Raw genomic sequence first — 20,773 nt, 5'->3', positions numbered from 1 at the left:
TTAAAAGGATTATTTAAATGAAGGCATTATTTTTTATTGTAATTGCGCTTATTATATTTTTAATATATTTATTATTTAGAAATTCATCAAAAAACCTTCTGCTTACAACAATATTTTCCCTCTTAATTATTTACATCATACTAAATCCTAAAGATTGCATAGCCTTTACTATAAATGGAGCTAAACTGTTTTTTTACTCAGTATTTCCATCACTATTCCCCTTCTTGGTCATAGTTAACTTAATTTTTTCTTTTGGGGGTATAGAAATTTATTCAAAATTTTTAGGTAAGATACTATGTACCCCTTTAAGACTACCAAAGGAGTGTAGTGTAGTTATTTTAGCTAGTTTGTTTTGTGGATATCCTCTTGGGTCCAGATATGCTTGTGAACTCTATGAAAGGAAGGTTATTGATAAACCAACTTTTGAAAGACTTTTAAATATAGCCACCAATGGAAGCCCTCTGTTTATTATAGGTACTGTTGGTACTGCAATGCTCCATAGTGCATTTTTGGGTTATATCCTTCTTATTTCTAATGCTTTATCTTGTATTGTTATGGGGTTAATATTACCTACTAAAAAGACTAATAAATATACTATATATAGTAATTCTTCTGTTGCTGCCACACAGATAAAAGAAAGCCCTAACTTCGGGGTAGCTATGAAAAATTCCCTTGAAGATGCTACCAAAACCTGCTTATCAATAGGTAGTTTTGTAGTTATTTTTTCTGTAATTATAAACATAATAAAAAGCAGTGGAATATATCACACTGCCCTTATTTCTTTATGTAGTTCTGGTATTATTAATTACAATCTACTTGATGGAGTCTTCCTTGGATTTATAGAAATTACAAATGGATGTAACATTGTAGCTATAAGCTCCTTAACTCTAAATATTAAAATTCTTATATGCAGCTTTTTAATAGGTTTTAGTGGGTTATCTATAACTTTCCAAGTATACTCCTTTGTTTACAAATATAAGGTATCAATGAAAAAATATATATTTCTAAAAGTTGTTCAGGGAATAATATGCACCTTGATAACATTGTTATTTTTAAAGCTACCATTTTCTCTAGTTAATCAGGAAACTTTTTTCATAAACAATACTATGCTATCATCTAAACCAGGGTTTTTGGTACTACTAATATTTATATTTTCTATCCCTGTAATATTTAAAAAGTTACGAGATTGTTTTTAGTCATTTCCTAATTCTTTAATATTTTCTCTTACCTTAGATGTAGTGGAAGAAATTTCTTTATATAATTTAACAAGCATTTCTTCCATTTCATTTTGTATAACTTTTAAAGACTCTTCTCCTATAATGTCTATATCCTTTTGTAAATTGCTTAAAGTGCTGTCTGCATAATTCATAACTCCAAATTTTAAATCCTTAGCTTGCTTATTAGCTTCACCTTTAATTTTTTTAGCTTCCTCATTAGCACTTTCTAATATTTCTTCTGCTTCTTTTTTAGCAGCTACTAACACATCACAGTTTTCATATTCTTGTTGTGCTCTTTTTCTACTATCCTGAATAATACGTTCTGCTTCACTTCTTGCTTCGTCTAAAATTATTTCTTTACGATTCATTAAATTTTTAGCTTCTTCAAATTCATCTGGTAGCAATTTTCTCATTTCATTAAGAGTTCTTAAGACTTCTTTTTTATTAATAGATACTTTACCTACTAAATTCTTTGGTGACATGTCAATAGTTTGTTGTAGATAATCTAATAGTTCTAATACCTTCACTATAATTCCCCCTCAAAACTTTTAGCTCTCTCTCTAATTTCATTTTCTAACTCTTTTGGAATTAATCCATCCAAGTGTCCCTTAAATAAAGCCACTTGCTTTATAGCTGATGAGCTAAGATAAGAGTACTTAGAGTTGGTCATCATAAACATAGTTTCTTTTGTTTTATCAAGCTTTTTATTCATTAGTGCCATTTGAAACTCATAATCAAAGTCTGACATAGATCTAAGTCCCTTAACCATTACATCACTGTCTTCTGCTTCCATAAAATCCACTAAAAGACCTGTAAAACTTTTTACTTTTACATTTGGTAAGGCTTTAACCACTCTCTCAATTTGATCAATTCTTTCTTCAATGCTAAACCATCCACTTTTGTTAGGATTTAGTAATACAGCTACTGTAACCTGATCAAATACGTATGAACATCTTTTTATAATATCTAAGTGACCATTTGTTATTGGGTCAAAACTGCCTGGATAAACTGCTTTAATCATTTTTTACTCCTTAAATTCATAGAAACATACAGTGGTGTTTCCGTATTTTCTTTGGTCTATTAAAACAATGTCTTCATAACCTTCACAAATTTCTTCACCTGAATCTATTTTCGTTACAATCAAGCCATCTCTTTGTAGTAAATTATGTTTTTTAATAAGTTCTAGAGCTGGTGGAATCATATCTTTTGCATAAGGTGGGTCTATAAATATTAAATCAAATACCTTTCCTATTCTCCCAAACTCCTCTAAGTATTTGTATGAATCACCTTTATAAGATGTACAGAAATCTTCAAATTTTAAATTTTTAATATTTTCTTTTAAATATTTATAAGTTACGTCTCCCATGTCTATTAAATGACACTCTTTAGCTCCTCTACTTGCAGCCTCTAGACCTAGGCTTCCTGTACCAGAAAATTGATCTAAAACTATACTGCCTCTTACTTTATTTTGTATTATGCTGAAAATTGATTCTTTAACTCTATCTAGAGTAGGTCTAGTGCCCATCCCCTCTGGTGATAGTAACTTTCTTCCTTTAGCTTTTCCTGCAATTACTCTCATTTTTATCTCCTTTGACCTTAGTTAAAGCAAATATAACTAGTGCTTTTCTCTAAGTTAATCATTATTTCTTTAAGTATTCTTTTGTTTTCTTCATCCTTGTTATTAATAAATTTCTTAGCTTCCTGATTTGCTATTTTAAATAGTTGAAAATCCTCTGATAAATCACTAAGAATTAATCCATTTTCACCAGATTGTCTAAGTCCAAACATTTCTCCACTTCCTCTTAATTTTAAATCTTGTTCCGCTATATAAAAACCATCATTACTATTTTTCATTATGTCCATTCTCTTTTTAGTTGTTTCACTTTTTATATTAGCTACAAGAACACAATAAGATTTATGAGATCCTCTTCCAACTCTTCCCCTTAACTGATGCAATTGAGATAATCCAAACCTCTCTGCATTTTCTATAATCATAACCGTTGCATTAGGTACATTTACACCTACTTCAATAACTGTAGTGGATATTAACACCTTAATGTTTCCTTCTTTAAATTCACTCATAATTAAATTTTTGTCTTTATTACTCATTTTACCATGGAGAATGGCGATTTCCATACTTTTAAAGTAAGTTTTTTTTAGTTCTTCATATAATGCTGTTACAGAACTTAATTTCATATCTTCATTTTCTTCAACCAATGGACAAACTACATAAATCTGTCTTCCTTTTTTTATCTCCTCTAAAGCAAAGTTATATATTCTCCCCTTTTCCTGAGTAGATAAATAATAGGTATCAATGGGTTTTCGCCCTGGTGGTAAAGTATCTATTATCGATACTTCTAAATCTCCATAAAGATATAAACATAAAGTCCTTGGAATAGGTGTAGCACTCATTACAAGTACATCAATATCTTCACGCTTATTTCCAAATCTAGTTCTTTGACCAACACCAAATCTATGCTGTTCATCAGTTATTATAAGTCCTAAGTTTTTAAACTGGACATTATCTTCTATCAAAGCATGAGTACCTATTATTAAGTCTATCTCACCCTTTAATAACTTTTCTTTTATAAGGTTTTTATTTTTTTCTGTGGTACTACCTGTTAGTAACTCTATGGTAATATTAAAATCCTTAAAGACTTTTTCTGCCTCGTAGTAATGCTGTTTTGCCAATATTTCTGTAGGCGCCATCATGGCACCTTGATATCCATTCATAATAACATTAAAAAGGGCAATAAAAGCAACTATAGTCTTACCACTACCTACATCTCCTTGAACTAATCTATTCATAGGACTAGGTTTCTTTTGATCTCTTAATATTTCTCTAACAGTTCTAGTTTGTGCATCTGTTAACTGAAAAGGCAACTTATCCTTTAAAGCTTTCAGATCCTTCGATATGGAAAAGGAGATTCCCTTAGAATTAATACTTCTATTTTTTAAGGCCATAAGCTTTAAAGAGTATGTAAATAACTCTTGAAACTTTAATCTTTTTCTTGCCTCTTCTAATAACTTTAAACTTTTAGGATTATGTATATTTCTTATAGAACTATCCAAAGACATAAAATCATGTTCATCCAAAATTGACTTTGGTAAATTTTCTTTTATTTTTACTGTGTTTAAAGTTTCTGTAACAATTTTATTTAAAAAAGTATTAGAAATATCGTCCCTTAAGGGATATCTTGCCATAATATCTGTACTCTCTGTAGTAGTATTCCTCATTATGGTTCCATTCTTAATTATAAAATCTCTACCTTGTTTCTCTATAATGCCACTTATAACATATCTACTGCCAATTCTAAAACTACTTTTCACATAGGGCTGATTAAACCATATTCCCTTAACTAATCTTCCCTTATGAATAAATCTAATGGTTGTAAGTATTTTGCCTGTTTTTGTCCTTATGTCAGGTAAAATTCTCTCCACTCCAACCTCTAAAATTATCTTCCCCTTAGAATCCACTTCATCTAAATCTTCAACAATAAAGATACTCTCATAATCCCTTGGAAAGTATAACAATAAATCTAAAATACTATATATTCCACATTTACTCAATTTCTCAGCCATTTTAGGCCCTACACCTTTAATTGCTGTAACACTACTATAAATATTCACCTTATCAACTCCATATGGCTAACATAGAAAAAAAGCCCTAAGGCTTTTATTCTACTGATGTAATAAAATAGTATAATGGTTGCTCACCATTAAAACATTGAACATCCATGTCTGGATATGCTTCTTCTAATTCTGATACCAACTGGTTAACCTTATCCTCTTCACAGTCTTCACCATAGAATATAGTAATAAGCTCGCTATCTTCATTTACCATGTTTTCTATAAGCTTTTTACATACAGCATATACATCCTGACCTATTTCATTTATTTTTCCTTCTAATAATCCTAGAATATCTCCCTCTTTAATATGTCTACCATTGTCTTCAGTATCCTTAACCGCATAGGTTACAGAACCAGAAGTAACTGTTTCTATAGTTTCATTCATAGCTGCTTCATTTTCTTCTGAAGAGCCATCTGGATTAAACATAGTTATAGCTGTAATTCCTTGAGGGATAGTTTTTGTAGGAATTACTATAACCTTTTTGTCTTCTATTAAATCTACAGCTTGTGTAGCTGCCATTATTATATTTTTATTATTTGGAAGAACAAATACTACCTCAGCATTAATTTTATTGATGCTATTAACTATATCCTCTGTGCTAGGATTCATAGTCTGACCACCTTCAATAACCTGATCTACGCCAAGATCTTTAAATATTGAAGAAATTCCATTACCTCTAGCTACAGTTACGAAACCATAAGCTTTAGGATCCTCTTTTACTTCTTCCACTACTGCATCATTGCTACTTTCATCTATTCCTAATAAAGATCTGTGTTGTTCTCTCATATTTTCAATTTTAATTTTTGAAAGATCTCCAAAGGTTACTGCTTTAGATAAAACTGCTCCTGGATCATTAGTATGAACATGAACCTTAGTTATATCCTCTAATCCTACAAGAACTAATGAATCACCTTGAGATTCAAGGAAATCTTTAAATTTGGGTATATCTTTTACTTCATTAAGTATGATAAACTCTGTGCAGTATCCAAATTTAATATCTTCAGGAGCCATGTTTAGCTCTGGAATATCATAATTATTTTCTGATTCACCTTCTAAATCATTAATTAAAGAAACTTCACTTTTATTTTTTAGAACTTCTAACATACCTCTTAATATTATTAATAATCCCATTCCACCAGCATCTACTACCTTAGCTTGTTTTAACTGTGGTAACATTTCTGGAGTCTTATCAAGCATCTTTTTACTTTCTTCACATACTTCTTCAAATAATTCAACTATGTTTTCAGCTTCACTGCAGATAGCAGCTTCTCCTGCCGCTCTAATTATAGTTAAAATCGTTCCTTCTGTTGGTCTCATAACTGCTTTATAAGCAAAATTTGAGCCTTCTACAAAAGAATTCTTAACTTCCTCTATAGTTGCCTCCTCTGCATTTTCAAGACCCTTTGCCATACCTCTTAGAATCTGAGAAAGAATAACTCCAGAATTTCCTCTAGCTCCCATTAAAGCACCCTTAGCTAACCTCTTAGATACTTCTCCTATACCCTTATTCTCTAAACCTTCTATTTCTCTAGCTGCAGCCTTAAAGGTTAAAGACATATTTGTTCCTGTATCTCCATCAGGTACTGGGAATACATTCAAGGAGTTTACATATTCTTTCTGCTTCTCTAATGCATTTGAAGCACTTTTTATCATATTTGAAAAATCACGTCCATTAATCTGTGTATATGCCACTTTATGTTCCCCCTTAAACTCTAATGCCTTGAATATTAACAGTAACTTGAGAAACCTTAACACCTGTAAGATTTTCTAAATTGTATCTAACTGTTTGTATTATATTATTAGCGATTACTGCAATTTTAGTTCCATATTCAACAATTATATATAGTTCTATAGCTATAGCATTCTCTTTTTGAGTTATTTTAACTCCTTTTGCTAGGTTTTCAGCTTTTAATAATTCCCATAAACCATCCTTAGCATTCTTTAAAGCCATGCCAACAACTCCATAGCATTCCATGGTTGATACACCTGCTATATTAGCTATTACATCTTCAGAATAGTATATATTTCCTATTTCAGTTGTTATATTAGCTTTCATAATCAATTCCTCCTTAATTATACCTTATAAACATTTTATATTAACTTAAGATTTAATTCAACTAATATAATTATATATATCATTGAATTTTATTATAACAATATGTATAATAAAATGGTATGTGTTTATTTTTCTTAATACTTGCAACAATCATAGTAATTATGTTAAAATAACTTGTGTTTGATTTATAGCAGTATGTTGAAATTTTGAGGAGGTGTAATATATGTCAAGAAGATGTGAAATATGCGATAAAGGTGTAGTTTCAGGAGTACAATTCTCTCACTCTCACCGTCAATCAAAAAGAAAATGGGCTCCAAACTTAAAAAAAGTTAAAGCTATAGTTAACGGTTCACCTAAGACAGTACACGTTTGTACTAGATGCTTACGTTCTGGTAAGGTTCAACGTGCCGTTTAATTGGTAAAAAAAATGCAACTACCTTTATAGTTGCATTTTTTTATGTGCAAAATTAATAACTATGTTTTTTTCTTACAAAAATTTTAACTATTTTAGATAAAAACTTAGGTAGTTTAATTACTCTTATAGTCACCCTTTAACCTCCTTAACCAATTGTTAGCAAAACTTATTCATTATAAACCATCCAGCACATATAATGGCACAACCTATGGCTACCATCCACCCCCAAAATGGAATTAGCATAGCTAATACTATCCCTGCTCCTACAGAACTAACAATAAGTCCCAACCTTTTAGTTGTCCTACTCCTCATACTTACTTCCCCCATAAGCCTTTTTAGTATCATTATATGTATTGACGTAAAAAGTGGTACATAAATAAAAAAATTACAATCATCAATTGTAATAATGACTGTAATCCTATATTTTAAATTTATATTTTATGAATTCTCACTACTATAAGACATCCTTTAGAAAAAGTTATGCTAACTTTTTCCTCCTCAAACTCATTAGATACAGTGAGATTGTTTCCTTGTGCTAGTTCAAAATTCTTTAATTTATATTTGACTCCCTCTATAGTTAAATCATGGGTATCTTCTAAATAACTAAATAGAGAAAATATATCCCCTTTTTTCCCAAAGATATTTGTAGGTTTATCTATAAGATAGATTTCATTATACTCATCTATTATACGACAATCTATTGATTTTTTTAAACCTTCATTGAGAATACATAAATTTGCATAGAAATGATCAATTCTCTTCCCCGTACATCCTAAAAAAATTATTTCTGTAGCTCCTAACTCCACTGCCTTATTAAAAGCTATATGACTATCTGTATAATCCTTCTCCTTTGGAAATCTAATGGTTTTAGAGCTATTACTTATTTCTATATACGTTTTTTCATCAATAGAGTCAAAATCCCCTAACAAATAATTTGGATGTATTTCATGATTTAAAAGAACGTTAGCGCCTCCATCAGCTGCTATAATTATAGACTTTTCATTTATATATTTATCTAAAATCTTTTTACTTGGAGGATCTCCTCCTCCAACTATAACTGCTTGCATACTAAAACCCACTTTTTATATTACTTATATTTTTTTCTATTTCATTATTTTTGAATACTGCTGAACCCGCTACTATAGAATTAGCTCCACATTTTATAACTTTACTAACATTGGTTGCATCTATGCCACCATCTACTTGTATATATAATTCTTTATTATATTTATCCTTTAACTCTTTAACCTGTGATATTTTATCTACTGAATACTCTATATATTTTTGACCTCCAAATCCCGGATTAACTGACATGATAAGTACCATATCTAAATCTGGAATTAAGTTTTCTATCATAGAAACAGGAGTACCAGGATTTAATGCTACTCCAGCTTTAACTCCTAAGCTTTTAATATATTTTATAGTTCTGTCTATATGTCTATCAGCTTCATAATGAACTGTTATCATATCAGCTCCTGCATCTACAAAATCCTTTACGTATCTAGCTGGATCTTCAATCATTAAATGTACATCGAAAACTAAGGTTGTAAGATTTCTTATGGGTTTTATAACAGGCACTCCAAAGGATATGTTAGGTACAAACATACCGTCCATAACATCTATATGGACCCAATCCGCTCCATATTTTTCTATTTCTTTAACCTGTTCTCCTAACCTTGAAAAGTCTGCTGACAATATAGATGGTGATAATTTTATCATTTTCTATTCCCCCTACTAATAATTTCTTCTAATGTTTTTATGTAGAATTCATATCTACTTTTATTTATTTGTCCAGATTCTACCTTTTGTTTTACTATACAACCTGGTTCTTTATAATGAACACAGTTATTAAACTTACATCCATCTTTAAACTCTTCAAATTCTGGAAATAGATGTTGTAGTTCTTCTTTATCTATGAAATCTAATTCCAAGGAAGAAAATCCTGGTGTGTCAACTAAAAATCCATCTTCTATCCTTATAAGTTCACTATGCCTAGTTGTATGTTTTCCTCTTTTTAGTTTATCACTAATATCACCAATTTTCATAGCATCTCTACCTAAAACTTTATTCAGTATAGTAGATTTACCAACTCCAGAAGGCCCACAAAATACAGTAATATTCCCCTTTATCTTTCCCTTTAACTGTTCTATGCCAACACCATGTTTTCCTTGTACATACATTATTTCATATCCAGCTTCATTTAACATATTACCTATTTCCTTGCTATAATCACTTTCAATGTCCATTTTATTAAAGCAAATAATAGGTACTACATGATTATACTCACATAAAACTAGAAATTTATATAATAAGCTTAAATTCAAATCTGGATTCTTACTAGTAACTACTACAAAGGCTTGAGTTACATTAGCAACGGCAGGTCTTATAAGTTGGTTTTTTCTCTTTAATATTTCCGTTATAACACCCTTCCCATTTTCTTCTTCTATGATTACCTCATCACCAATCATAGGAGTTTCACCCTTATGCCTAAATTTTCCTCTAGCCTTACACTCTATAACTTTTTCTTCAACATCTACATAGTATAATCCACCAATTCCTTTAACTATTAAACCTTGCATATATTCCTCCTAAATTTTAACTAATCCTTAGGCAAGTTTAAAACTTACCTAAGGATTATTAACTCATTGGTTAAGGTTCTTTATCTTCGTCATCATCGCCGCCTATATTAGGGGCTTTTATTTGAGCTATAAGATTTATAGTACTTCCTTTATCTAACTTATTACCTTCAGGTACATCTTGACTTATTATAAGACCTTTTCTATCTCCAGTAACAGTTATTCTAACTCCAAGTGAGTTAGCTGTTGCTTGTGCATCTTCAATGGTTCTTCCAATAAAATTAGGTACTTGAACCTTGCCTTCATTTGGATCCTTATATTGATAATAATTAACACTTATTTTTTCATTTTCTTGTACTGAAGTGAGAGCAGGTTCACTTTGGTTGAATATCTTTCCATCTCTACTTTTATCATCAGTTATTACTGCAGTAGTAGGTCCAAGTTTTAGATTTACTACGGCTAATACTTGCTCTGCTTCTTTTAGTGTTAATCCAATGAGATCTGGTACTTGTGTCTTCTTAATCTTAGAACCTTTACTTATAACTATATCTACTGTATCACCTTTTTTAACCTTAGTCTTTGCTACTGGATTGGTACTTATTACTGCACCTGCTTCTATTTCTTCAGAATAGTCTTCTGTTATCTTTCCCACCTTAAGTCCTTGAGTAACTATATGGTCTTGGGCAACACTTTTACCCAGTTTCACAACATCTGGTACCTCAATCTCTCCTGGTCCTGTACTAATCCTTACTCTAACTTCACTTTCTTTTTTTACTGCAGTACCTTCTGATGGAAATACTGCAATTATAGTTCCAGCTGGCTTATCACTAGCTTCCTCTCCTAAGACTACATAAGTTAATCCTAACTTTTCTACAGCATCTTTAGCTTCATCTGCTGTAAGTCCAATTATCTTTGGAACCTTTAATTCGTCTTTTTTAACATTGGTGTTACCTTTATTATATATACTAGTACCTACAAATACACCTAAGAGAATAGTTAATAAAAGAGCCCCTCCAACTATTAATACCTTTTTCCAAGTGCTAGTTTTTCTTTTTTCGCCATCATACTCTTCATAATCCTCGTCTTCTTCCTCTTCTTCCTCATCATCCATATCCTTATTGGTTAATTTCTTTCCAAGGTTGCTGGCATACATAGTATTTTGAATTTGAGTTGCATCCATTACTGTAGTATAATCATTATCCATATTTGATGGTGTTACTATATACTTATTATTATTCTCTATTCTCATTAAATCTATTAACATATCTGTTACATTATTATATCTTTTTATAACTTCCTTCTGGGTAGCCTTAATTACCAAATTATTTAGACTATCTGGTACTTCAGGAACTAAAACCTTAGGAGGCACAATAGTATCTTGTATATGTTTAAGTGCAACCGCTACAGCACTTTCTCCATCAAATGGAACTCTTCCTGTTAGCATTTCATATATCACAATTCCAAAAGAATAGATATCTGTTCTATTATCAACTATCTTTCCTTTGGCTTGCTCAGGAGAGAAGTAATGTGCAGAACCAATAACTTTATTAGTATGAGTTATTGTATCAGATGAAGTAGCTTTCGCTATTCCAAAATCTGTAACCTTAATTACACCTTCTTCATTTATTAATATATTGTGAGGTTTTATATCTCTATGGATAATTTTATTTTTATGAGCGCATTCTAAAGCTTTCGCAATTTGTATTGAAATCTTTAAAGTTGAGTCCATAGAAAGAGGTGCATTTTCTCTTATGTATTCTTTTAAAGTTTTTCCATTCACTAATTCCATTACAATATAATTAATATTTTCTTCTGAACCCACATCATAAATATTAACTATATTACTATGGGAAAAGGTTGCTGTAGCTAAAGCTTCTCTTCTAAATTTCTCCATAAATTCACTATTATTAGAGTACTCTGGCTTTAGTATTTTTATTGCTACAAATCTATTTAAAATTCTACATTTAGCCTTATATACTACTGCCATACCCCCTTCGCCAATCTTTTCTATGAGTTCATATCTATTTCCTAACATAGTTCCTATCATCTGCACTCCCACTCTCCTTTAAAAATGATGATAGAAATATTATCTCTTCCACCATTTTTCTTACTCATGTTTATTAGTTCCATACATTGATTGCCATTATAACCTTGTAAAACTCTAAAAATATCCTCCTCACTTACTTCATTAGTAAGTCCATCACTACAAAGAAGAATTTTAGAAACCCCTCTTATATCTAAACTGTAGTAATCTGCCGTCACTACTGGATTAGTTCCTAAAGCTCTTGTTATAACATTTTTATTAGGATGATTCTTAGCTTCCTCATTAGTTATTGTTCCATTATCTAATAGTTCTTGTACCAATGAATGATCTTTTGTAACCTTAACAAGCTGTCCATCCTTTAAAATATATCCTCTACTATCTCCTATGTTTACCATAGTTAAGTTATTTCCTCTCACAAAAGCTCCCACAAGAGTAGTTCCCATTCCATTACAACTTTCGTTTAACAAGCTTTCTCTATATATTTTTCTATTAGCACTTAGGATTGCCTCATTTAAAATTTCCTCTTCTGACCTATCCTTTTTATGATTAATTACATATTCAATAATGGTATCTATAGCAATCTTACTAGCAACTTCACCAGCATTATGCCCTCCCATACCATCGGCTATTACAAAAATACCGAAATCTTCTTCTTCATAGTAACCAACGGAATCTTCATTAAAAGTTCTTTTATTTCCAACATCCGTTTCTATTCCTAACAATCTCCCCATTAAAAACTACAACTCCCTTTTTTCTATATAACTTTTTCTCAGCTGACCACAAGCAGCATTTATGTCTAAACCCATTTCTTTTCTAACAGTAGTTTCAATCCCATGTTTCATTAAAATATCTCTAAAGCACTTAACTTGCTCCTCATTTGATTTTTTTAAATCATTTTCATCTATTTCATTTATTGGAATTAAATTTACATGACATAACATACCTCTTATTAATTTTACTAATTGCTCAGCTTGCTCTTTAGAGTCGTTTACCCCCTTTACTAATGCATATTCAAAGGTAATTCTTCGACCTGTTTTATCAATATAATATTTACAGCTATCAATAAGCTCAGCTATAGAATACACCTTAGCAATAGGCATAGTTTTCACACGCAACTCATCATTAGGAGCATGTAATGAAATTGCTAGTGTTATCTGTAAATCTAAATTTGCTAAGATCTTTATCTTAGGCACAATTCCACATGTAGAAAGAGTTATATGACGTTGTCCTATATTAAGTCCATACTGAGAATTTACATCCCTAATAAATTTTACAACATTATCATAGTTATCTAACGGTTCTCCACTTCCCATAAGTACAATATTTGAGATTCTCTCCCCAAGTTGTTTTTGTGAAACCATAATCTGACCTAACATTTCTCCACTACTTAAACTTCTAACAGCTCCTCCAATGGTTGAAGCACAAAACTTACAACCCATATTACATCCTACCTGAGTTGATATGCATATAGAATTTCCATGATTATACTGCATAACCACTCCTTCAACTATATTACCATCATGTAAAAGAAATAAATGCTTGCGAGTATCACTATTTTTAGAACTATATGTTTCTACTATTCTAGGTATTCCTATAAAAAAATTTTTTTCTAATTTTTTCAAAGTATCTTTAGATATGTTAGTCATATCTTTGAAGTCCCAAACTTCATTATAAATCCAAGAGAATACTTGTTTAGCTCTAAATTCTTTTTCACCATTTTCTTTCATCCATGATTTAAGTTCTTCTATATCTAAATCTAATATATTTTTCATTTCTACTCCTATTTATTTCTACGAATTTTTGCTATAAAAAATCCATCCATATATTCATTAGGCAACACTGTTACAGAACCCTTTTCGTCATAGACCAGATTTTCCACCTGTCCAAAGTTTAAAGGTTCTACACTAAAATCTTTAAAATTACTTAAAAACCAATTTATATTTCCTTGATTTTCTACTTTATTTATAGTACAAGTTGAATATAAAATTATTCCATCTGGTTTTACATATTTAGCTGCATTCTTCATTATTTCACGTTGAACTGTTATTAAAGATTTTAATTCTTTCTCTTTTTTTGTATATTTAATTTCTGGTTTTTTTCTTATTATTCCTAGGCCAGAGCAAGGTACATCTATAAGCACTCTATCTCCCACCGCAATTAATTCTTTGCATTCTTTAGTAGCATCTAATATATCTAATTCAATGTTTGTTAGTCCTAATCTTTCACTATTACTTCTTATAAGTTCTAGCTTATGATCATAAATATCAAAAGCCTTAACTATACCTGTATTATCCATTATTTCAGCTATATGAGTAGTTTTTCCTCCTGGAGCACTACATAAATCTAATATAGTCATATGCTCTTTTAAATCCATACTAGGTGCTACTAGCATAGCACTTTCATCTTGAACTGTGATAGCACCTTTCTTAAACAGTGGATTTTCCTCTACACTCTTCCCTCTTACGATTCTTATGGCTTCAGGACATATAGATCCCTCTTCTACGTTGTAAGCATTTTTTTCCAACTCATGAAAAACCTGTTCAAAATCTCCCTTTGTGGAGTTTACTCTAACTGTAACAGCAGGTCTTTTATTAAGCCCATCTAGTATCTTTTCTCCAACTACCTCTCCATATTGCTCAATAAATAATTTTACCATCCATTGAGGAAAAGAATATGAAAATGCTAATCTTTCATTAATATTTTCTTTATTATAATAATCTTTATTCTTATTTCTTAAATAACTTCTTAATACACCATTTACTAATTTGGAAGCTCCCACAGACACATTAGCTTTAGCTAAATTAACGCCCTCATTTACTGCTGCAAACTCAGGTATTTTATCTAAATATCTAAGCTGATATATACAAACCCTTAATAAATTTAAAATATATTTATCTGTTTTGTCAAATTTTTTTTCTAAAAAAGTCTTAAGTATTTTATCAATTGCATACCTATATTTTATAGTACCATAAACAAGTTCTGTAGCTAATGCTTTATCTTTATCTCCAAGATTACATTGACTAAGGTTGTTGTTTAAAACAATATTGGAATAAGCCTTATTTTCAAAGACTTGCATTACTGTATTTATTGCTACTTCTCTAGCACCTATCATTCATATCATCCTATCTACGATTTCTAGTGTTTATCCATTTTCCTACTAATCATTTCTATTTCTTATAGCAATGAGTCTTAAAAGCTGTGCAATAGCTGTAACTGCTGCTGCTACATAGGTTAATGCTGCTGCAGTCAAAACATTTTTAGCTCCCTTTACTTCATCTTCATAAAGTATATTCCTTGCACTTAATATGGCTACAGCTCTACTGGATGCATTAAACTCTACAGGCAGTGTAACTATCTGAAAAAGAACTGCTGCTGAGAATAATATAATACCAAAGTTAACTAATGGAGTAAAAGACATTACAATTCCAATAAAGAATAATATCCATGAAGCTTGGGAGCCTATATTAGCAATTGGTACTAAAGCTGTTCTTATTTTAATTGGTGCATATCCTTCTTTATGTTGAATAGCATGACCTATCTCATGGGCAGCTACACCTATAGCTGCCAGTGATGTACCGTTGTATACATCTGTTGATAATTTTACCACCTTTTTACTAGGGTCATAGTGATCTGTAAGGTGACCCCCTGTAACTAATACTGGAATATCAAAAAGTCCGTAGGCATCTAATATCATTCTAGCTACTTGACTTCCAGTATATCCATTTCTACTATATACTTGTGAATACTTTGTATAACTACTTTTTATTTTCATCTGCGCCCATATTGAAATGATAAGAGCTGGTATAAGAATAATCATCGTTCTGTCAAAAAAACTTCCATAATAATATCCCATATATATTTCTCCTTATTTTATTTAATTAATTTTTACTCTTCTTTTGAACTTTTTAATAATATATTATCTTCAATAGAATTTCCTTTTATATATTCTTCTACTCTTAAAGGCTTTTTATTAGGAAATTGAACCTTAGTTATTAATATATTATTATCTTCAGTTGAAACCAACATTCCTTCTTTATCAACTTTTAAAATAGTCCCTGGAGTTTTAGAAGACTTCTCGTTAGTAAGTCTAGTTTCAATTACCTTCATAGGCTCATCTTTATAATAAGTATAAGCTATTGGAAAAGAGTAAAGTCCTCTTACAAAATTATGTATGTCTTTAGAACTTTGATTCCAATTAATCTTTGCCATCTCTTTATTCAGCATACTGGCATAACAACTTTCACTTTCTCCTTGCTTTATTGGAGTTATCCTGTTATTATAAAGGCCTTCTATAGTTTCAATTAAAAGCTCAGCCCCACTGTTCATAAGTTTATCATGGAGCTCTGCAGTAGTCATATTTTCTGTAATCTCTACTTTGTTCTTTAACAACATATCTCCTGTATCTAAACCAATATCCATTAGCATGGTGGTATTTCCGCTTTCCTTTTCTCCCTTCATAATAGCATAATGAATTGGTGCTGCACCTCTATATTTAGGAAGTAATGAACCATGAAGGTTTATACATCCATATTTAGGTATATCTAAGACTTCCTTAGATAGAATTTGACCAAAGGCTACAACTATTATGAAATCTAAATTCATATTTTTTAATTCTTCTATTAAACTTTTTTCATTTTTTAATTTTTCTGGTTGATATACTTTTATATCATGGTTAAGTGCTACCTGTTTTACTGGTGACATTGCCACAGATTTTCCTCTTCCTTTAGGTCTATCTGGCTGAGTAAGTACTGCCTTAACTCCATATTTTTCAATAATTGCTTCTAAGGATGGCACTGCAAAATCTGGTGTACCCATAAATACTATATTCATCTTCATACCTCCTATTTCACTGTCTTATCAGTATATAATATTCCATTTAAATGATCTATTTCATGACAAAGAGCCCTTGCTAGAAGATCCTCCCCCTGAATTTCAATAGAATTTCCATCTCTGTCTTCAGCTTTAACTTTTACATATTTGGGTCTTATAACATTTCCTTGTTTACCTGGTACACTTAGACATCCTTCTACATCTTTAACTTCACCATTAGCCTCAACAATCTCTGGATTAATAAGTATTATTGGTCCATCACCAATATCTATAACCACCACTCGCTTTAAAATACCTACTTGTGGTGCTGCAAGACCTACTCCATTAGCTTCATACATAGTATCTAGCATATCATCAATTAATATTTGTGTTCTTTCATCAATATTTTTAACTACCTTACTAATCTTCCTTAAAATTGGGTCTTCATTAATTCTTATATTTCTTAATGCCATAATCATTCTCCCTTACAGTAAATTATTTGGATTTATATCAATACCAATTCTTATATTTTTATAATTAATCTGTTCATAGACTAAATTTTTTATATCCATAGCATAATTATCATCAAAATCACCTTTAATTATAATTTGCCATCTATACAAACTTTTTATTTTAGAAACCCCACAAGGACATGGTCCTAATAACTCAATTTTATCACTTCCATAGTTTTTTATCCTTACTTTATCTGCTAAACTTTGTATACTTTTTATTAAATGTTCCTCATTTTCACTACTTAAATTTATACACAGAATCTTAGAAAAAGGTGGATACTCCCTTAGCTTTCTAATAATTATTTCTTCTTCATAAAAACTTTTATAATCATTTGCAGCAGCATAAACTATACTATAATTATCTGGATTATAAGTCTGAAGTATTACCTTTCCAGCCTTATTCCCTCTACCTGCTCTCCCAGCTACTTGAGTTACTAATTGAAAAGTCTTTTCTGCAGCTCTATAGTCCGGTAGATTTAAAGACAAATCTGCAGCAATTATTCCTACTAGAGTTACTTCTTTAAAATCCAAGCCCTTAGCAATCATTTGAGTACCTATTAACACATTATGCCTTTTTGCAGAAAAGTCTTTATATATTTTTTCATAAGAATCTTTTCCCCTTGTAGTATCAAAATCCATTCTAAGAGGCTTACTATCTAAAAAGGTCTTTCTAACACTATGTTCTAATTGCTCTGTGCCTACTCCAAAATATTTCACATATTTACTTTTACATTTTGGACAAGTTTTTAATGCTCTTTGCTTTGCTCCACAATAGTGACAAGTTAAATTGTTATCATTATGATAGGTAAGAGAAATATCACAATTATCACACTTAAATACGTAACCACACTCTCTGCAAGATACAAAAGTAGAATATCCTCTTCTATTTAAAAACATTATGGCTTGCTCTTTTTTTTCTAAGCATGCTGTCATTTCTTCATAAAGTCTTCTACTAAACATAGACTTATTTCCTTCTTTTAGCTCTTCTCTCATATCCACTATCTCTATAGTTGGAAGATTAGCTCCATCGGCTCTGTGATTTAAAGTAATTATATCATATTCACCTTCTGTAGCCTTATAATAAGTCTCAATGGAGGGTGTAGCAGATCCTAACACCACTTTACATCCTTCAATTTCAGCTTTTAAACTAGCTATATCTCTTGCATGATATTTGGGGTCACTATCTGATTTATAGCTAGTTTCATGTTCCTCATCTATAACAATAAGACCTAAATTAGAAAAAGGAAGAAAAATTGCAGATCTAGCACCTATGGCTACTTTAACATTTCCTGTTTTTACTCTCATCCATTCATCAAATCTCTCACCTATAGATAACCTACTATGAAATATAGCAATATCTCTTCCAAACCGTCCTTTAAACCTTTCAACCATTTGAGGAGTTAAGGCAATTTCCGGAATTAATATTATAGAATCTTTATTTTTTTTAATCATCTCTTTTACTAGGTTCATATATATCTCAGTTTTTCCACTACCAGTTATACCATGAATAAGAAATTTATTACTACTACTTTGGGATAATATAGTATCAACACATCTTTGTTGAATTGAATTTAATATTTTTTCCTCATATTTTTTATATACATTTTCATTATACCTATTAACTATAGTTTTTTTAACATCTAAGAATCCATTCTTAATTAATGTATTAATCCTAGACAAAGAAAATTTAAACTCACCAGTAAGTTCTGTCTTATTATAAATTCCATTATGTTCTCCTATAAAACTCACAATATTTATATATTCTTCTTTACTATATTTTTCTGTTAATGGTCTACCAATAATTACACTATTTTTAGTTTTAAAGGTTGTTCCTTTAGTTATTCCACTGGGAATCATAACTTTTATACATTCTAAATAAGTACATAAATACTTCCTTCTCATTATTTCTATAAGACGTATATTATCCTCCGTAAGAAATTCCATACTGTCATCTATATCAACAATTTCTTTCAATTTAGTATTATCATCTATATCATAAAATATATCAACTATAAATCCATATATTTTCTTATTTCCATTTCCAAAGGGAACTGTAACCATTCTGCCTTTTTTTACTTTACCATATAAGCTTTCAGGCACCTTATATGTAAATATTTTATCTACTTTTACAGCTTCATTATTTACGATAATTCCTAAATACACTTTTAGCCCCCTTCTAGAGGTGTCTACCTCCATTCTAAATTAGCTATTAACCATATCTTCTTTTTTAAACCCATTAGATATATTATATAAATAAATAATAAAAAAAGCGACTTAGTCGCTCTTTTTATTTATTGTTTAAAATCATATTAAAAAGCTCATGTCCAACTAATCTTTTACTCATATTATCAAGAGATATTTCTTTCCCATCTCTATTTATAACAGTAACCCTATTAGTATCACTTCCAAAGCCTGCATTACTTTCAGTTATATTATTAGCTACAATATAATCAAGATTTTTCTTTTTTAGCTTTATGTGAGCATTTTCTATTACATCGTTACTCTCAGCTGCAAATCCAACTAAGATTTGGTGTTTTTTCAGGGTTCCTAGTTCCTTTAGAATATCGTTATCTCTTTCTAGTTCTATATTTAAATTACCTGGTCCCTTTTTTATCTTCTTATCTGAATAAGTCTTAGGTTTATAATCGCTTACTGCTGCAGATTTAACCACAATATCACTAGTATCAAATTCTGCTTTAACTGCCTTTAACATTTCTTCATTGGTTTCTACTTTTATGATTTTAACTCCTAATGGTGCTTTTATACTGGTAGGACCACTGACAAGAACCACTTCTGCTCCCCTGTCTCTAGCCTCTTCAGCAATTGCATATCCCATCTTACCAGTAGATCTGTTAGTTAAAAACCTTACTGGATCTATATTAGCTCTAGTAGGTCCTGCTGTTACTAGCACTTTTTTACCTACTAGGTCCTTTGGTTCATGAAGATGTGATAAAACCACTTCTGCAATTTCTTCTGTGTCAGCAAGTTTTCCATTTCCTACATCTCCGCAAGCTAATCGCCCACTACTAGGATTTATAAACTCATACCCATAACTTTTCAATTTTTTAATATTTTCTTTAACTATGGGATTGTTATACATATTAGTATTCATAGCTGGTGCAAAGATTACCTTTGCATTAGTAGCCATAATAGTAGTTGATAACATATCATCAGCAATGCCATTTGCTACTTTACCTATAATATTTGCTGTAGCTGGAACTACTACTAGTATATCCGCTTTTTTAGCTAAAGATATATGCTGAATTTCAAAAACCTTAGGTTCATCAAACATATTCTTTATTACTGCATTTTGACTTAATGATTGAAAACTTAATGGAGTAACAAACTCACAAGCTGACTTTGTCATAATAACGTCCACATTTATATCTTTCTTTTTCAATCTGCTTATAACATCTAGAGCCTTATAGACTGCAACTCCACCTGTTACTCCAATAACTACATTTTTCTTACTCATCTAAATTTGAGCCTTCTTCCGCTTCTTCATTTACTAGT

At 30.7% G+C, this 20,773-nt stretch carries 21 protein-coding genes; 2 read left to right on the top strand and 19 right to left on the bottom strand.

Annotated elements, in window-relative coordinates:
* Positions 1–17 precede the first annotated feature (17 nt).
* Complete coding sequence (ylbJ, locus tag B2P65_RS11160; RefSeq protein ID WP_346880165.1) at positions 18–1,196, top strand: sporulation integral membrane protein YlbJ; 1,179 nt, start codon at positions 18–20, stop codon at positions 1,194–1,196.
* On the opposite strand, the gene B2P65_RS11155 is transcribed toward ylbJ, so the two are convergent.
* The 6 genes from B2P65_RS11155 to B2P65_RS11130 are packed head-to-tail and all read right to left on the bottom strand — an operon-like array spanning position 1,193 to position 6,904.
* Positions 1,193–1,744 carry an ATP synthase F0 subunit B gene (locus B2P65_RS11155; protein ID WP_035132729.1) on the bottom strand — a complete coding sequence of 184 codons (552 nt, stop codon included), beginning with the start codon at positions 1,742–1,744 and terminating at the stop codon, positions 1,193–1,195. The genes ylbJ and B2P65_RS11155 overlap by 4 nt on opposite strands.
* The gene (coaD, locus tag B2P65_RS11150; RefSeq protein ID WP_035132727.1) at positions 1,744–2,238 is read right to left on the bottom strand and encodes a pantetheine-phosphate adenylyltransferase; all 495 of its coding nucleotides are present in this window, start codon (positions 2,236–2,238) and stop codon (positions 1,744–1,746) included. The genes B2P65_RS11155 and coaD overlap by 1 nt, the downstream gene beginning before the upstream one ends.
* A gap of 3 nt (positions 2,239–2,241) precedes the next feature.
* Positions 2,242–2,796, bottom strand: coding sequence for a 16S rRNA (guanine(966)-N(2))-methyltransferase RsmD (gene rsmD / locus B2P65_RS11145; RefSeq protein ID WP_035132725.1), 555 nt, complete (start codon positions 2,794–2,796; stop codon positions 2,242–2,244).
* A gap of 17 nt (positions 2,797–2,813) precedes the next feature.
* A complete protein-coding gene (gene recG, locus B2P65_RS11140; RefSeq protein ID WP_346880164.1) occupies positions 2,814–4,847 on the bottom strand; it encodes an ATP-dependent DNA helicase RecG in 2,034 nt (677 codons plus the stop codon).
* 46 nt (positions 4,848–4,893) lie between these two features.
* Positions 4,894–6,540: a DAK2 domain-containing protein gene (locus B2P65_RS11135; RefSeq protein ID WP_346848345.1), complete on the bottom strand. Its 1,647-nt coding sequence runs from the start codon at positions 6,538–6,540 to the stop codon at positions 4,894–4,896.
* 13 nt (positions 6,541–6,553) lie between these two features.
* Positions 6,554–6,904 (bottom strand): Asp23/Gls24 family envelope stress response protein, encoded by a 351-nt coding sequence (locus B2P65_RS11130; protein WP_147519512.1) that lies wholly within the window; start codon positions 6,902–6,904, stop codon positions 6,554–6,556.
* 223 nt (positions 6,905–7,127) lie between these two features.
* On the opposite strand from B2P65_RS11130, the gene rpmB reads away from it, so the two are divergent.
* Complete coding sequence (gene rpmB, locus B2P65_RS11125) at positions 7,128–7,319, top strand: 50S ribosomal protein L28 (RefSeq protein WP_035132719.1); 192 nt, start codon at positions 7,128–7,130, stop codon at positions 7,317–7,319.
* Between the two features lie 156 nt (positions 7,320–7,475).
* Here the strand turns inward: rpmB and B2P65_RS11120 are convergent, their stop codons facing one another.
* The 13 genes from B2P65_RS11120 to coaBC form a co-directional block, all read right to left on the bottom strand.
* Positions 7,476–7,631, bottom strand: a complete 156-nt coding sequence (locus tag B2P65_RS11120) for a hypothetical protein (RefSeq protein WP_198028577.1) — start codon at positions 7,629–7,631, stop codon at positions 7,476–7,478.
* A gap of 119 nt (positions 7,632–7,750) precedes the next feature.
* Positions 7,751–8,386, bottom strand: a complete 636-nt coding sequence (locus B2P65_RS11115; RefSeq protein WP_346848344.1) for a thiamine diphosphokinase — start codon at positions 8,384–8,386, stop codon at positions 7,751–7,753.
* 1 nt (position 8,387) lies between these two features.
* Positions 8,388–9,038 (bottom strand): ribulose-phosphate 3-epimerase, encoded by a 651-nt coding sequence (gene rpe / locus B2P65_RS11110; RefSeq protein ID WP_346848343.1) that lies wholly within the window; start codon positions 9,036–9,038, stop codon positions 8,388–8,390.
* Complete coding sequence (gene rsgA, locus B2P65_RS11105; protein WP_346848342.1) at positions 9,035–9,898, bottom strand: ribosome small subunit-dependent GTPase A; 864 nt, start codon at positions 9,896–9,898, stop codon at positions 9,035–9,037. The genes rpe and rsgA overlap by 4 nt, the downstream gene beginning before the upstream one ends.
* 70 nt (positions 9,899–9,968) lie before the next feature.
* Positions 9,969–11,942, bottom strand: coding sequence for a Stk1 family PASTA domain-containing Ser/Thr kinase (gene pknB / locus B2P65_RS11100; protein WP_346848505.1), 1,974 nt, complete (start codon positions 11,940–11,942; stop codon positions 9,969–9,971).
* A complete protein-coding gene (locus B2P65_RS11095; protein ID WP_207656761.1) occupies positions 11,939–12,670 on the bottom strand; it encodes a Stp1/IreP family PP2C-type Ser/Thr phosphatase in 732 nt (243 codons plus the stop codon). The genes pknB and B2P65_RS11095 overlap by 4 nt, the downstream gene beginning before the upstream one ends.
* Before the next feature lie 6 nt (positions 12,671–12,676).
* Positions 12,677–13,711, bottom strand: a complete 1,035-nt coding sequence (gene rlmN / locus B2P65_RS11090; protein ID WP_346848341.1) for a 23S rRNA (adenine(2503)-C(2))-methyltransferase RlmN — start codon at positions 13,709–13,711, stop codon at positions 12,677–12,679.
* Between the two features lie 8 nt (positions 13,712–13,719).
* Positions 13,720–15,051 carry a 16S rRNA (cytosine(967)-C(5))-methyltransferase RsmB gene (gene rsmB / locus B2P65_RS11085; protein WP_346848340.1) on the bottom strand — a complete coding sequence of 444 codons (1,332 nt, stop codon included), beginning with the start codon at positions 15,049–15,051 and terminating at the stop codon, positions 13,720–13,722.
* Between the two features lie 45 nt (positions 15,052–15,096).
* A complete protein-coding gene (locus B2P65_RS11080) occupies positions 15,097–15,792 on the bottom strand; it encodes a zinc metallopeptidase (protein WP_346848339.1) in 696 nt (231 codons plus the stop codon).
* 32 nt (positions 15,793–15,824) lie between these two features.
* Positions 15,825–16,769 (bottom strand): methionyl-tRNA formyltransferase, encoded by a 945-nt coding sequence (gene fmt / locus B2P65_RS11075; RefSeq protein ID WP_346848338.1) that lies wholly within the window; start codon positions 16,767–16,769, stop codon positions 15,825–15,827.
* 11 nt (positions 16,770–16,780) lie between these two features.
* The gene (gene def / locus B2P65_RS11070; RefSeq protein ID WP_346848337.1) at positions 16,781–17,221 is read right to left on the bottom strand and encodes a peptide deformylase; all 441 of its coding nucleotides are present in this window, start codon (positions 17,219–17,221) and stop codon (positions 16,781–16,783) included.
* Positions 17,222–17,233: 12 nt separating this feature from the next.
* Positions 17,234–19,456, bottom strand: coding sequence for a primosomal protein N' (priA, locus tag B2P65_RS11065; RefSeq protein WP_346848336.1), 2,223 nt, complete (start codon positions 19,454–19,456; stop codon positions 17,234–17,236).
* 91 nt (positions 19,457–19,547) lie between these two features.
* Positions 19,548–20,735 carry a bifunctional phosphopantothenoylcysteine decarboxylase/phosphopantothenate--cysteine ligase CoaBC gene (gene coaBC, locus B2P65_RS11060; RefSeq protein WP_346848335.1) on the bottom strand — a complete coding sequence of 396 codons (1,188 nt, stop codon included), beginning with the start codon at positions 20,733–20,735 and terminating at the stop codon, positions 19,548–19,550.
* Between the last annotated feature and the right edge of the window lie 38 nt (positions 20,736–20,773).

It is taken from the genome of Clostridium sp. UBA3061 (assembly GCF_002367465.1).
In the GTDB taxonomy this organism is placed as follows: Bacteria; Bacillota; Clostridia; order Clostridiales; family Clostridiaceae; genus Clostridium_J; species Clostridium_J sulfidigenes.
The sequence above is the reverse complement of the archived record's forward strand: the minus strand, read 5'-3'. Positions and strand labels throughout refer to the sequence as shown.

What these genes read in the sequence shown, in the direction of transcription:
- B2P65_RS11120 (WP_198028577.1), bottom strand. Translation starts at nt 7,631, where the DNA reads ATGAGGAGTAGGACAACTAAAAGGTTGGGACTTATTGTTAGTTCTGTA.
- fmt (WP_346848338.1), bottom strand. Translation starts at nt 16,769, where the DNA reads ATGAATATAGTATTTATGGGTACACCAGATTTTGCAGTGCCATCCTTA.
- rsgA (WP_346848342.1), bottom strand. Translation starts at nt 9,898, where the DNA reads ATGCAAGGTTTAATAGTTAAAGGAATTGGTGGATTATACTATGTAGAT.
- coaD (WP_035132727.1), bottom strand. Translation starts at nt 2,238, where the DNA reads ATGATTAAAGCAGTTTATCCAGGCAGTTTTGACCCAATAACAAATGGT.
- pknB (WP_346848505.1), bottom strand. Translation starts at nt 11,942, where the DNA reads ATGATAGGAACTATGTTAGGAAATAGATATGAACTCATAGAAAAGATT.
- coaBC (WP_346848335.1), bottom strand. Translation starts at nt 20,735, where the DNA reads ATGAGTAAGAAAAATGTAGTTATTGGAGTAACAGGTGGAGTTGCAGTC.
- B2P65_RS11115 (WP_346848344.1), bottom strand. Translation starts at nt 8,386, where the DNA reads ATGCAAGCAGTTATAGTTGGAGGAGGAGATCCTCCAAGTAAAAAGATT.
- rlmN (WP_346848341.1), bottom strand. Translation starts at nt 13,711, where the DNA reads ATGAAAAATATATTAGATTTAGATATAGAAGAACTTAAATCATGGATG.
- rsmB (WP_346848340.1), bottom strand. Translation starts at nt 15,051, where the DNA reads ATGATAGGTGCTAGAGAAGTAGCAATAAATACAGTAATGCAAGTCTTT.
- B2P65_RS11130 (WP_147519512.1), bottom strand. Translation starts at nt 6,904, where the DNA reads ATGAAAGCTAATATAACAACTGAAATAGGAAATATATACTATTCTGAA.
- rpmB (WP_035132719.1), top strand. Translation starts at nt 7,128, where the DNA reads ATGTCAAGAAGATGTGAAATATGCGATAAAGGTGTAGTTTCAGGAGTA.
- def (WP_346848337.1), bottom strand. Translation starts at nt 17,221, where the DNA reads ATGGCATTAAGAAATATAAGAATTAATGAAGACCCAATTTTAAGGAAG.
- ylbJ (WP_346880165.1), top strand. Translation starts at nt 18, where the DNA reads ATGAAGGCATTATTTTTTATTGTAATTGCGCTTATTATATTTTTAATA.
- rsmD (WP_035132725.1), bottom strand. Translation starts at nt 2,796, where the DNA reads ATGAGAGTAATTGCAGGAAAAGCTAAAGGAAGAAAGTTACTATCACCA.
- B2P65_RS11080 (WP_346848339.1), bottom strand. Translation starts at nt 15,792, where the DNA reads ATGGGATATTATTATGGAAGTTTTTTTGACAGAACGATGATTATTCTT.
- rpe (WP_346848343.1), bottom strand. Translation starts at nt 9,038, where the DNA reads ATGATAAAATTATCACCATCTATATTGTCAGCAGACTTTTCAAGGTTA.
- B2P65_RS11095 (WP_207656761.1), bottom strand. Translation starts at nt 12,670, where the DNA reads ATGGGGAGATTGTTAGGAATAGAAACGGATGTTGGAAATAAAAGAACT.
- priA (WP_346848336.1), bottom strand. Translation starts at nt 19,456, where the DNA reads ATGGAGGTAGACACCTCTAGAAGGGGGCTAAAAGTGTATTTAGGAATT.